The 12,718-nt window shown below is 46.1% G+C and carries 10 protein-coding genes and 1 tRNA gene; 2 read left to right on the top strand and 9 right to left on the bottom strand.

The features are described from left to right. Window positions 1–16: 16 nt before the first annotated feature. Together AOT11_RS05055 and AOT11_RS05050 are read right to left on the bottom strand one after the other, a co-directional pair. Window positions 17–1,096: a TRAP transporter substrate-binding protein gene (locus AOT11_RS05055; protein WP_017421261.1), complete on the bottom strand. Its 1,080-nt coding sequence runs from the start codon at window positions 1,094–1,096 to the stop codon at window positions 17–19. A 262-nt stretch (window positions 1,097–1,358) separates the two neighbouring features. Beyond that, entirely contained in the window at window positions 1,359–3,116 is a 1,758-nt protein-coding gene (locus tag AOT11_RS05050; protein ID WP_017421262.1) for a lysophospholipid acyltransferase family protein, read from the bottom strand. Window positions 3,117–3,515: 399 nt separating this feature from the next. Between AOT11_RS05050 and AOT11_RS05045 the strand changes: the two genes are divergently transcribed. After that, window positions 3,516–4,232, top strand: coding sequence for an SIMPL domain-containing protein (locus AOT11_RS05045; protein ID WP_017421263.1), 717 nt, complete (start codon window positions 3,516–3,518; stop codon window positions 4,230–4,232). Between the two features lie 375 nt (window positions 4,233–4,607). On the opposite strand, the gene AOT11_RS05040 is transcribed toward AOT11_RS05045, so the two are convergent. From AOT11_RS05040 to rpsU, 7 genes are all read right to left on the bottom strand, one after another. Next, window positions 4,608–6,014, bottom strand: coding sequence for a HipA domain-containing protein (locus AOT11_RS05040; RefSeq protein WP_017421264.1), 1,407 nt, complete (start codon window positions 6,012–6,014; stop codon window positions 4,608–4,610). After that, the gene (locus tag AOT11_RS05035; RefSeq protein ID WP_017421265.1) at window positions 6,007–6,342 is read right to left on the bottom strand and encodes a helix-turn-helix domain-containing protein; all 336 of its coding nucleotides are present in this window, start codon (window positions 6,340–6,342) and stop codon (window positions 6,007–6,009) included. Before AOT11_RS05035 ends, AOT11_RS05040 begins: the two co-directional genes overlap by 8 nt. 323 nt (window positions 6,343–6,665) lie before the next feature. After that, window positions 6,666–6,741 (bottom strand) — tRNA-Ile (locus tag AOT11_RS05030). Window positions 6,742–6,887: 146 nt separating this feature from the next. After that, window positions 6,888–8,762: an RNA polymerase sigma factor RpoD gene (rpoD, locus tag AOT11_RS05025; protein WP_026050473.1), complete on the bottom strand. Its 1,875-nt coding sequence runs from the start codon at window positions 8,760–8,762 to the stop codon at window positions 6,888–6,890. 99 nt (window positions 8,763–8,861) lie between these two features. Then, window positions 8,862–10,625, bottom strand: coding sequence for a DNA primase (gene dnaG, locus AOT11_RS05020; RefSeq protein ID WP_026050474.1), 1,764 nt, complete (start codon window positions 10,623–10,625; stop codon window positions 8,862–8,864). 86 nt (window positions 10,626–10,711) lie between these two features. After that, window positions 10,712–11,155: a GatB/YqeY domain-containing protein gene (locus AOT11_RS05015; RefSeq protein ID WP_017421268.1), complete on the bottom strand. Its 444-nt coding sequence runs from the start codon at window positions 11,153–11,155 to the stop codon at window positions 10,712–10,714. 28 nt (window positions 11,156–11,183) lie between these two features. Then, window positions 11,184–11,399 (bottom strand): 30S ribosomal protein S21, encoded by a 216-nt coding sequence (gene rpsU / locus AOT11_RS05010; RefSeq protein ID WP_001145625.1) that lies wholly within the window; start codon window positions 11,397–11,399, stop codon window positions 11,184–11,186. A 228-nt stretch (window positions 11,400–11,627) separates the two neighbouring features. Here rpsU and tsaD point away from each other — a divergent pair, with 228 nt between their 5' ends. Continuing rightward, complete coding sequence (gene tsaD, locus AOT11_RS05005) at window positions 11,628–12,647, top strand: tRNA (adenosine(37)-N6)-threonylcarbamoyltransferase complex transferase subunit TsaD (protein ID WP_011078711.1); 1,020 nt, start codon at window positions 11,628–11,630, stop codon at window positions 12,645–12,647. The last annotated feature ends 71 nt before the right edge of the window (window positions 12,648–12,718 follow it).

The raw sequence follows: 12,718 nt of genomic DNA, 5'->3' as shown, positions 1-12,718 counted from the left end.
GCAGCCCTTGTTCGTTCTATTGGTTGGTATCTAAATACGCTTTGGCAGAAATCGCCGTCCAAGCTCGCACTTTCTTCAGGTAGTTTTCTTGTGAAGTGATGATCTCTTTAGCGAGTGGATCTTTGGCTGCCTCTTCCTCTAGCAACTCATTGGTTGCTTGTCGCATGGCTTGTAGCACCGCTGGCGGAAAATCACGCACCTTGATGTCTGGGTATTCGCTTTGCATGGTAGCCCAGCTATTGGCATTGGCATCGATCGCTTGGTTGTACATATCAAACGCCGCCACGCGGAAGGCGGTTTCTAAGATCACTTGCAGATCTTTGGGTAATGTCTCCCAGGTCTTCTTATTCACTAAAAACTGCGTTTCTGAGCCCGGCTCATGCCACGCGGTATAGTAGTAGGGGGCGATTTTGTGAAAACCCATACGCAAGTCAAACGCCGGACCCACCCACTCCAATGCGTCAATGGTGCCACGTTCGAGTGATGTATAGAGTTCTCCCGGCGCAATATTGGTCGGTTTAGCACCAACGCGTGCCAGCACTTCACCCGCAAAACCGGGGATACGCATTTTTAGCCCTTTCAGATCTTCAACGGAATTGATCTCTTTCTTAAACCAGCCACCCATTTGGATATCTGAGTTTCCGCCAGGAAATGAGAGCAAATTGTGCGGAGCATAAACTTTTTGCATCAGTTCCATGCCACCACCGTAATAGAACCACGCGTACTGCTCAGTGGTGATCATGCCAAAGGGCATCGAAGAGAAATAGAGCGTGTTGGGCACTTTCCCCTTCCAGTAATAAGAGCTGGAGTGGCCAAGATCATATTGACCAGACTTGACCATATCAAACACCCCCAATGGTGCTTTGTGTTTGTTGGCCGAATCGATGCGAATCTGTAGGCGACCGTTTGACATTTCTTCAGCGAGCTTCGCCATATTTTTCGATGCGTCACCAAGGATCGGCGTATTCGGTCCCCAAGTTTCAGCCAGTTTTAAGCGATACACTTCTTCTGCAGCAAAAAGTGAAAAAGAGAGCAGGGCAGTGGAAGCGATAATCGCACGTTTCAGAAAAGATCGGTTGGGCTTGATTGTCGGCATGACGTCCTCGTTTGTGTTGTTGTTTGCCAACAGATTCAAATTAGATGATTTTTTCGTCAATAGAATAAAAACCAGTCTAATGGGCTGTGATAAGACGAATATCTGTCATATTGAACAAAGTATGCACGGAGTGTCGGTGATTTGACCGACCTGTTCAGTTGTTTGGCCGCCTGGCGCTCGTACTTTAAGAGGATTACTCTGATTGTAAAACTGCTGCTTAGGTCACGACATGGCAATGCATACGTGACCAAAAGCCATCAATTCATGCTTGATGAAGTGAGAGGTAGTGCCGCGCTTTAGCTGGCGTCATGTATTTGCCTAGCGTTTTTTCAGGCACATCACGCAGATCAACCACAATCATGCCATCCAACGCATTGTTAAATGCAGGGTCGATATTAAAACACACCAATTTGCCATTCAGCCCTAAGTATTGTCTTAGCAAAACGGGCACCCCTTTGCCTTCATCAATACGAGAAATCACTCGAGACAGCAGTTGCAAATCACCAAGAGCCGTTAGCATGCTGGTGTTCCATTTGGGATGATGATCGGGAATGGGGTTAAGTGGTTTGACGAGCTCGGCGCTGGCAGCATCATAATGGTGTAGCGTCATGGATTGAGCGAGCAGTTGCCTTGCGGTGGGGCTGTAATCGTTGCTGATGCTGACCGGCCCAAACAAATGCGTGTATTGCGGATGTTGAGAGACAAAGGTCGCAATTCCCTTCCACAGGAGCAAAAGTGCATTCATGCTGCGCTGGTAGGGGGAGGTGATCACAGAGCGTCCCATCTCAATCGACTGGCCTAACTGGGTAAGAAAGGGCGCATCATAGTCGAATAATGTGCGCGAATAGAGCCCATCCAATCCAGATTTTTCCAGCAGTTTATCCACTAAACCGAGGCGATATGCCCCAACCAGGTGCTGGTTTTCATCATCCCAGACAAACAGATGATGATAATGGTGATCAAAACGATCGATGTCGATCGCATAACCCGTCCCTTCCCCAACGGCGCGAAAGTTGATCTCTCGTTGCCTGCCGATCTCATGCAGAATCGAAGGAATGTATTTGGCAGTGGTGCAATAGACACTAAAATTACCTTGGCGAAGCAATAAAGCATCTTCTGGGAGCATCGCCAGATCCAATAACCACTTTTGCTTTTCTAATGGCTCTGCAATCGCGGCGAGAGGGGGATTGGTGTCGTGATCCATTTGGTGGTGAAGCGGTGGTTCAGCGCTGAGTAAATACGTGTTTAAACGCAAATAGCTGACCAGCTGTTCATCCGTCAAATGTTGTACTTCTTTGAATGTGATTGGCTGACCAATGGCAATCGGAATCGCTTGCTGCTTCTTATTGAGCAATTCACGCCCTAACATCAGCGTGCGCAAGAGAGGGTGAATCTTGCCGGCAAGATAAAAGCGTTGTGAGTTCTTCCCGTCGATAAACACAGGAAGTGCATGCGCTTTATGTCTGCGGATCAGAGCGCTGACAGAACGGCTCCACTCTTTATCTTCTAAGCGTTTTTGCTTTCTATCAACAAGTTGCGATACCTCACCAGCAGGAAAAACTAAGAGTAACCCTCCTTGAGCGAGATGCTTGTTTGCATCACGTAGCGCCTTCATGTTGGACTTTGCTGCCTGCTGGGAATCAAACACATCCACACCAATAAAGAGCGTATCTAACTCTGGAACGGTTTTGAGATATTGGTTGGCAAGGATCTGAACATCCTCCCGCATCATCAGCAAGAGTTCAGCAAGAATCACCCCTTCAACACAGCCTAACGGATGATTGGCCACCACCACCGTTGGACCAATCTGTGGGACGTTATCAAGCGAGCCTTTGACGATCTGATAGTCAATACCCAGAACCTCAAGGGTAAAGCGTAGAAAGGTTTGAGTATCGCATTGCGGCGGGCGCTGAGCATAAAACTTATCCAACTTGCTCAGCCCCGTCATCCACTCAGCAACATTTTCTCCAATACCAAAAGGCGTTTTGCGTGGAAGACGAAAAGGACTGTTGATTGCCATAAAGACCTCGAATCTGGGTTTCTGATCGCCATGCTAATCATGAGAGATGACAGTCTGGCTTCAGCAAGGTTGGTCTTTAATGATGCTTTTGTGACGCTTTGGTTAACGGATGAGTCGAGAAGGGCGTGCAACAACAAGTAAAATGATGGAAATAAATTATCTACCGCTCACAAAATATACTAATTTTGCATCAAAATGTAAGTTTGGGTGTTAATTTGAAACTGCGGGACAAAATAATATAACGCAAACGTCAATAAACCTTTGTTATGCTGCTCTGGAAAGCGGGAACCGAATTCGGTTCCCGTTTCTTTATCTAATTAGTGCCATGTCTCAGTACTGAAGAACTGACTACGCTAAGTTGTATGATTCGAAAGTTTTGGTAATTTTTAAGGTTAGGTTATGAGAGAAATGACAACTAAAGCCGCGTTGATTTTAGGTGCATCCCTGATCGTCGGTTTAGGCGTATTGGGTTATCTAGTTCAGCAAACGGCTATTCAATACAAAGCACTGGATCGCATTGTGACGGTCAAGGGATTATCGGAGAGAGAGTATCCTGCTGATACGGTCATTTGGCCGATTCGCTATACGGTTGCCAGCAATGATATTCAAGCACTGTTCGAGCAGGTAGATGCTCAAGCAGAGTTAATCACTGCATTTTTAGCTGAGCGCGAACTGTCTGATAGTGTGCAGTTTTCAGCACCATCGGTGATTGATAAGAAAGCTCAGCAATATGGGGGAGAAGCAAACGCCGATTATCGCTATCTCGCCATTCAAACCATCACGGTGTACAGCAATAAAGTTGATTCGGTACGTCAAGCCATCAGTCTCATTGGACAGCTGGGCAAGAAGGGGATTGTTTTCAACCAAGATTCTTACGACAACCCGATTGTCTACAGCTTCACTCGCTTAAACGAAATTAAGCCGGAAATGATAGAAGAAGCCACACACAATGCGAGAGAGGTGGCTGAGAAGTTTGCCAAAGATTCCAATAGTTCACTTGGCAAAATCCGCACAGCATCACAAGGGCAGTTTTCTATCATGGATAGAGATCACAACACGCCACATATTAAACGCATTCGTGTTGTTTCGACGGTTCAATACTATCTTTCTGATTGAGTGATTGAGTGAAGCGACTCAGTTGAGAATTACCCGTTGGGATTACATTGTCTATGGATTTAGGTAATGCCTAGAGACAGCGCGACTTCTAGCATAGTTCAAAACTAGTGAAAGCTGAAAACAGCAAAGCTGCCAATTGGTAGCTTTGTTATTCAGTTTTACTTACGCAAGTCAGGCAAAAAATTAGTAGGTACTCTTGGTTTCACCAACAAATCACTCACGTGGGATCCCACGCCGGATTCGAAAAGGGCACTTCACTAAGCCACTTTTTAATAGCAAAAAATTATTCGTTTTTTCTAATTTGAGTTATTACCCTAAGAAAGTTTTGTCAAAAAATGATTTATAAATTGCTAATGCTCGCTTCTGCATTAGCCACTAAAGAAGCTTACTCATTTCTGGCACACTGTCGGCTTGCGCTAGCAAGTATTCGCACTCTGTTTGGATGAGTGAGACACATAGCTCTATGTGTTCACGTTCCCCATCATTGATTCCTTGAGCTTCGGTAAGGTCAATCGCTTCCTTCAGGGCATTTTGTATAGCACCAACGGTTTCTACCATTATGGAAGCCATTTTGGTGCCTGAATAACCCAGCAGAGCGCCGAATTCAGCTAAATCATAGCTGGTGATAGGTCGTTTGAAGTTACCTTTCGGCGGATTTTGAAAGTCTTCACTTTCCCAATCTCCAATCGACATTGCAAAATATTGAGGGATACTGGCGGCACGACCCTCATCAGCAGACAATTTACCGCTTCGTGAGTTGCGTTTTGCTCCCTCTTGAGCGATGGCTTCTATGTTTACTAAATCATAAAAAGGGGTCAGTTCCAGGCCTTTAGGGGTGACGAAGAAGCTAATATTTTTACCATGGGCATCGTAGTTTAGCGTTACTAGATTAAAGAGCATCCATTGGGTGAGCTTTAGGTTAGTGATCACCGTGTCTATGGTTTTGACGCACAGTATGCGAGGGAAAGAAACGCCATCACGCATATATACGCCATCGCCTTCATCCCCATTCTGACGCTCGTATTTGTAACCTGGAGGTAAGTCAGTTGCCTGACAGCCATCAATCACATGTTTGCGTTGAACGACATCACGAGTCGCGATATAGGCACGATCGAACCGCTCTATTATCAGTGTCCTAGTCTTCCCAATGCGAGTTAACTCAACATGAGCGACGTCCAAACCTGCTAGCTTGGCTAATGTCATGCAAAAGAACTCATTTACAGCGATACACGGTGCTCTACCGCTTTCAAATTTCAGAATGTAGTTCGAACTTAATTTGCCTTCACCAAACCCCCATTCATCACCGCGCTTAAGTAAGTTTAACTTGTTTTGAACACCAGCAACCGAAAGGCGAACCTTACCGTCCCAATACACTAATGGCGCTAGATTTCGCTCTAGTCGTTCTATTAGTTCATCATCAGGTACAGATCTAAAACTAGTTTCCCCAGGTTTTGAGCCTGGAACTCGAAAAGACAATGCGCCAGATGTTTCCGCACCAAGCTTACGAATCAGCCCGAACGTGTTGCTTTTGGAGATAGTGGTGTTTTGTATCATCTCCTCAAAGGCTTCTCCTTCAGGAAGGAGATTTCTGAGGTAGTTCTCAATACTACGTGGCGAAGCCCGATCATCGAAAGGGATGTGTGGCGAAATTGGGAAACCAGTGTGTTTCCATTCATCTTCATAGATGAATGAAAACGCTGTTTCTGTTCCGACAGGAAGAATCAAACGACCAATTTTGGTATTCGTACCGATAAACACGTCTAACTGTTGTAACTTACTCATACCAACCGTCCTCATTGCTTCTCACGTTGTTTTCAGCTTGGGAGGGTATTTGGCAATGTGGACGAACAAATAGGTTTAAATCGATAAGGCGTAACGATAGCCCTAAGATGTCCATGAGGATGAGTACATTGGCAAAGGTGACACTGGTATCGCCTTTTTCTACTTTCATGATTGTTCTACGAGATAAGTTGGCTTTTGAAGCGAGATCATCAATACGCCAGCCTCTATCGGTGCGCTTTGAACGAATAGCGCTCCCCAGCGTTTCCATACTGAACTCGGTATTCAAATCAGGCATAGGTTGTGCCTTTACCATCTTACCTTTTTTCATAAGTGCCTTTTAATGTACTTTTGTCACTATTGGGTTCGTCTTAATATATAAGTTCACTATAACTCACTTTTGTCGTGACTGTATAAGAAATTAGCTATAAGTGCAATTTAAGTTACTTATGGCTGATTTTCGAGTGTAATACCTCTCTTTGTTCTCTATGAGAGAGTTTTATCAGCCAGAAGGACACATTTGGCAACAGCGTAGTATTCGGATTAATATTGGGAGAAGACAGAGAAGAGTGCGTGATCGGGGCTTACCTGACCCAAAATCGTCAGGTACAAAAAAAGGTTAGTAAACACTACGCTTACTAACCTTCTGGAATTTGGTGGCCCCTCCCAGACTTGAACTGGGGACCAATCGATTATGAGTCGACTGCTCTAACCACTGAGCTAAGGGGCCAAATCAGAGCCAAGATTATAGGAGAACTCGCGCGGGGTGTCTAGACGTAGCTACGGCTAATTGCGCTTAGTTTTTATTCACTTAGCGAAGGAAATGACAAAAAAGGTGAGCCATGGCTCACCTTTTTTACTTGAGAAGAGTATGCGTTACTCGTCAAGGAAGCTACGCAGAGTTTCTGAGCGGCTTGGATGACGCAGTTTACGCAGTGCTTTTGCTTCGATCTGACGAATACGCTCGCGCGTTACGTCGAACTGTTTGCCCACTTCTTCTAGAGTGTGGTCGGTGTTCATGTCGATACCAAAACGCATACGCAGTACTTTTGCTTCACGAGGCGTTAGGCCAGCAAGAACATCTTTTGTCGCTGCTTTTAGGCTGGTCGCCGTTGCAGAGTCAAGAGGCAATTCTAGCGTGGTATCTTCGATGAAATCACCTAGATGCGAATCTTCATCGTCACCGATTGGTGTCTCCATCGAGATTGGCTCTTTAGCAATTTTCAGTACTTTACGGATCTTATCTTCTGGCATTTGCATGCGCTCTGCCAATTCTTCCGGTAACGGCTCTCGACCCATCTCTTGTAGCATTTGACGAGAGATACGGTTTAGCTTGTTGATCGTTTCGATCATGTGTACCGGAATACGAATCGTACGTGCTTGGTCTGCGATTGAACGCGTGATTGCTTGACGAATCCACCACGTTGCGTAGGTCGAGAACTTGTAACCACGACGGTATTCAAATTTATCAACCGCTTTCATCAGACCGATGTTACCTTCTTGGATTAGATCCAAGAACTGTAGACCACGGTTTGTGTACTTCTTCGCGATAGAGATAACAAGACGCAAGTTCGCCTCAACCATCTCTTTCTTCGCACGGCGAGCTTTTGCTTCACCGATAGACATACGACGGCTGATGTCTTTGATGTTGCTTACTGAAAGCGACGTTTCTTCTTCAATTGCTCTTAGCTTGGCGATTGAACGACGAATGTCTTCTTCGTGAAGTTTAATCTTTTCTGCGTACGGCTTATCAGAGACTAGGATCTTATCTAACCATTCTTCGCTTGACTCGTTGCCAGTGAAGAGAGCAATGAAAGATTTCTTTGGCATCTTGGCGATTTCTACCGCAGATTTCATGATCAAACGTTCTTGCGTACGAACGCGATCCATAGCGGTGCGAAGTTCGTTAACCAAATGGTCAAACTGCTTCGGTGTTAGACGAAACTCTTTAAACACATCGAGCATCAGTTCATGGGCTTGAGCTGTTTGAGCACTCTCTCGACCATGTTCATTCACGGCAAGTTGCAGATTCTGGTAGCTGTTACGAAGCTGAGTGAACTTCTCTAGCGCCATTTCAGGGTCGATGCCGACATCGTCCTCTGAATCGCTGCTTGAATCGCCATCTTCGTCTTCATCTTCGTCTTCATCGTCGATGTCGGTGTTGTCTTCATCTTCCAAATCAGATTCTGCAAGCTCTGAACCGATGTGTGTTGCGGTTGGAGCAGCCGTTTCATCTGCATTTGGATCAACAAAACCACTGATAAGATCAGTGAGGCGAAGTTCTTCCGCTTGTACTTTGTCGAACTGTTCAAGAATATAAGGAATGGTTCCTGGGTATTCAGCAACAGAGGACTGTACTTGGTTGATACCATCTTCAATTCGTTTAGCGATGTCGATTTCGCCTTCACGAGTTAGAAGTTCAACGGTTCCCATTTCACGCATGTACATGCGCACTGGGTCTGTAGTGCGACCAATTTCGCTCTCTACGCTTGAAAGCGCAGCAGCGGCTGCTTCGGCAGCATCTTCGTCGGTAATGTTTGATTCATCACTCAGTGCTAGGTCATCAGCATCAGGAGCAGTTTCTACTACTTTGATGCCCATGTCGTTAATCATCTGAATGATATCTTCCACCTGTTCTGAATCTACGATTTCAGCAGGTAGGTGGTCATTTACTTCGGCGTAGGTCAGATAGCCTTGCTCTTTGCCACGGATGACAAGTAGTTTTAGCTGTGACTGCGGATTATGATCCATAGACGGTATCCAACTTCGTAATCTGGTGAAGGAATTAGTATGCGAAATGCAAACCACTAACTATAGCAAATAAAATTGTTGCTGACTAATTAAACAGGGTTACGCTTTTAAATCTAGCATGAGTGCCATAAGCTCCCTTCTTTCATCGGCTGATAAGCCGATGCTTCTATCTTTTGCCTGCAGGTTCTCAATTTGCTTTTCAACACACTGAGCAAGAATCTTGTCCAGCGAGTCTAAAAATATGTCTTCTTCATTGTCATCGTCGAGGGGGATTTCCCAACCTGCTAAACGAGACAGAAGCTGTTCATTCTGGCTGCCACGCCAGCTTTCTAGCAATTGGCCTGTGGTTATATTGGGGCGTGCTTGGCATCTTTCAAGCACTTCTATCAATAAACTCAAGCCGGGTATGGTTAAATGTTTGACCGGGGTTAAATCCGGTACCAGCTGCGAGAAGCTTGGACGCTGAATTAATAGGGCGACCACTTCACGCATGGGTGTTCTTTTTAGCTCACGGTGGGGCTGTGGCTTTTTGTCGGTTTGGCCTTGGCGATCGATCAGTTGTTGCAGTTGTCGTTCGTCCACCAAGCCTAAACGGCGGCCAAGTAATTCCCTCAAGTATAGACGTAAAGTACCGCCTGGCACTTTATCGATCAAAGGAACCGCTAAGGTTGTGAGCTTCGCCATACCTTCTTTGCTGCTCATGTCTACTTGTTGAGCAAGCGAGCTGAACATGAACTCTGACAAGGGCATGGCATTGGTTACTTGTTGCTCAAACTGTGCTTTACCAAATTGACGAATATACGAATCGGGATCTTCGCCATCAGGTAAAAACATGAACTTCAATTGTCGGCCATCATTTAAGTAAGGCAATGCGTTTTCCATGGCACGCCAAGCCGCTTCTCTTCCTGCTCGGTCACCATCGTAACAACAGACGACGGTGCTGGTTTGACGAAACAGCACTTGCAGATGATCGCCCGTGGTGGACGTTCCTAGTGAAGCGACGGAATAATCTACGCCATATTGGGCTAGAGCGACAACGTCCATATAGCCTTCGACCACTAAAATTTGAGGTGGCTCTCGATATGCCTGTAGGACTTCGTACAAGCCGTAAAGTTCTTTGCCTTTGTGGAAGATTGGGGTCTCTGGTGAGTTGAGATATTTTGGGGTGCCATCCCCAAGCACTCGCCCACCAAATCCGATAACACGCCCACGGCGATCGCGAATGGGGAACATCACACGGCCACGGAAGCGATCGTAGCGATTCCCCTTTTCGTTCTCGATCAACATACCACCTGAGACTAGCATCTCTTGTGCTTCAGGATGCTGACCAAAGTTTTTACGCACCAAATCCCATTCATCAGCAATATAACCAATGCCAAATTTCTGTACGATCTCGCCTGATAGGCCGCGATTTTTTAGATAATCGATGGCGATTTTGCCTGAAGAAAGCTTCAGTTGATTGCGATAGAACTGGCTAATGCTGGCCATTAAATCGTAGAGGCTGCGCTTTTGGCTGCTGCTGGCTTGAGGTGCTTGGCTAAACTTAGTGTTGGTTGAGCGTTGTTCGCGTGGAACGTCGAGACCAAGATAAGAGGCAAGCTCCTCAATGGCTTCCACAAACTCCAATCGCTCAAATTCCATCATAAAATCGATGGCATTGCCGTGTGCACCGCAACCGAAGCAATGGTAGAACTGTTTTTCTTGGCTAACGCTGAAAGAAGGCGTTTTTTCGTTGTGGAACGGGCAGCAGGCTCCGTAGTTCTTGCCTTTTTTCTTAAGTTTCACCCGTGCGTCGATGATGTCGACGATATCAAGTCGAGCAAGGAGGTCATCAATAAAACTGCGTGGGATGTGTCCTGCCATAAAACCTAATAAAAAAGAGAAGGGTAGATACAAACAAGCCGTGCGTTCCAGAGGATAGCACGGCTTGCTGCAAACAGGTGCGGGAATTAAGCCAGTTTAGCGCGAACTAAACCACTTACTTTACCCATATCTGCACGGCCTTGAATTTGCGGTTTCAATACAGCCATTACTTTACCCATGTCTTGCATGCCTGCTGCGCCAGATTCTGCAATCGCACTGTCAATCAGCGCGGCTACTTCGTCTTCATTCAGCGGTTGTGGCATGAATTCTTCAAGCACCGTAATTTCTGCTTTTTCCGCATCAGCTAAGTCTTGACGACCTGCTGCTTCAAATTGCGTAACAGAGTCGCGACGTTGTTTAACCATTTTTGTCAACACAGCAAGAATGTCGTCATCGCCCAGAGTGATCTGTTCATCGACTTCACGTTGCTTAATAGCTGACAAGGCTAAACGAATAGTGCCAAGGCGCTGTTTGTCCTTGGCTTTCATCGCTAGTTTTTGCTCTTCTTTGAGTTGTTCAATAAGAGCCATAACTAAATTCCTTTCCGGAGCTCAGTTATTAGTACAGGCGAACGCGACGAGCGTTTTCGCGAGCTAGCTTCTTAGCGTGACGCTTTTGAGCTGCTGCTTTAGCGCGTTTGCGAACTGTAGTTGGTTTTTCGTAGTGCTCACGACGACGCACTTCAGAAAGGATACCTGCTTTTTCGCAAGAGCGCTTGAAACGACGTAGAGCAACGTCGAACGGTTCGTTTTCACGTACTTTAACTACTGGCATATGCCTTTCACCTCAGGGGTTATTCGTTAACGCTGGCAATAAATAGACAAATCACTAGCGATTGGTCTCTAACCAGCTTGATCAAAAATGGTGCGGAATTTTAATCCGATCCCTGCGCCTTTGTAAAGCCTTTTGTCGATTATTGTCTGTACAAAATTTGTTTGTCTGGGCTGCGCGAGGTAATATGTCGGCAAATTTTCTATTAGCACTGAGCATACAGAGAAAACTATGCGCATTCTCGGCATTGAAACCTCCTGTGATGAAACAGGAATCGCCATTTATGACGATGAAAAAGGCCTACTGGCCCATAAATTATATAGCCAAATTAAACTGCATGCCGATTACGGCGGTGTCGTGCCTGAGCTCGCTTCTCGTGACCACGTGAAGAAAACCATTCCTCTTATTAAAGAGGCGTTGAAAGAAGCCAATTTAACAGCAAAAGATATTGATGGTGTTGCTTACACGGCTGGGCCGGGTTTGGTTGGGGCACTATTGGTGGGGGCAACGATTGGTCGAAGCCTCGCTTACGCTTGGGGAGTGCCAGCTGTTCCGGTTCATCATATGGAAGGTCACTTGCTCGCACCTATGCTTGAAGACAACCCACCTCCGTTTCCATTTGTGGCGGTATTGGTCTCGGGTGGTCACTCGATGATGGTGGAAGTGAAAGGCATTGGTGAGTACAAAATCCTAGGTGAATCCATTGATGATGCGGCGGGTGAAGCATTCGATAAGACGGCGAAGCTCATGGGCCTAGATTATCCAGGTGGGCCATTACTGTCTAAGTTGGCCGAAAAAGGGACGCCGGGTCGCTTTAAGTTCCCGCGCCCGATGACCAATGTGCCCGGTTTGGACATGAGTTTCTCTGGCTTGAAAACCTTTACTGCCAATACCATCGCGGCGAATGGTGATGATGAACAAACACGTGCCGATATTGCGTACGCTTTTGAAGAGGCTGTGTGCGCCACACTGGCGATCAAATGTAAGCGCGCACTAGAACAAACGGGTATGAAACGTATTGTGATTGCGGGTGGGGTGAGTGCCAACCGTCGTCTTCGTGCTGAACTAGAAAAACTGGCGCACAAAGTGGGCGGGGATGTCTATTATCCACGTACCGAGTTTTGTACTGATAATGGTGCAATGATCGCGTATGCGGGTATGCAGCGTTTGAAGAACAATGAAGTGTCAGATCTTGCGGTAGAGGCCCGACCTCGTTGGCCAATTGATCAATTGACGCCAGTGATGAAATAAACTCAGTATAATCACGGTCGCTTAGGCGGCCGTTTTTTTACTTTGCTGCTTTTTATTCACATGGAACTGAA

It is taken from the genome of Vibrio vulnificus NBRC 15645 = ATCC 27562 (assembly GCF_002224265.1).
GTDB classification, from domain to species: Bacteria; Pseudomonadota; Gammaproteobacteria; order Enterobacterales; family Vibrionaceae; genus Vibrio; species Vibrio vulnificus.
This window is presented reverse-complemented; position numbering and strand designations above follow the sequence as displayed.

Coding starts and splice junctions, on each gene's coding strand:
- AOT11_RS05035 (WP_017421265.1), bottom strand. CDS start 6,342: ATGAAAAAAGGTAAGATGGTAAAGGCACAACCTATGCCTGATTTGAAT.
- rpoD (WP_026050473.1), bottom strand. CDS start 8,762: ATGGATCATAATCCGCAGTCACAGCTAAAACTACTTGTCATCCGTGGC.
- AOT11_RS05055 (WP_017421261.1), bottom strand. CDS start 1,096: ATGCCGACAATCAAGCCCAACCGATCTTTTCTGAAACGTGCGATTATC.
- AOT11_RS05015 (WP_017421268.1), bottom strand. CDS start 11,155: ATGGCTCTTATTGAACAACTCAAAGAAGAGCAAAAACTAGCGATGAAA.
- rpsU (WP_001145625.1), bottom strand. CDS start 11,399: ATGCCAGTAGTTAAAGTACGTGAAAACGAACCGTTCGACGTTGCTCTA.
- dnaG (WP_026050474.1), bottom strand. CDS start 10,625: ATGGCAGGACACATCCCACGCAGTTTTATTGATGACCTCCTTGCTCGA.
- AOT11_RS05040 (WP_017421264.1), bottom strand. CDS start 6,014: ATGAGTAAGTTACAACAGTTAGACGTGTTTATCGGTACGAATACCAAA.
- AOT11_RS05050 (WP_017421262.1), bottom strand. CDS start 3,116: ATGGCAATCAACAGTCCTTTTCGTCTTCCACGCAAAACGCCTTTTGGT.
- tsaD (WP_011078711.1), top strand. CDS start 11,628: ATGCGCATTCTCGGCATTGAAACCTCCTGTGATGAAACAGGAATCGCC.
- AOT11_RS05045 (WP_017421263.1), top strand. CDS start 3,516: ATGAGAGAAATGACAACTAAAGCCGCGTTGATTTTAGGTGCATCCCTG.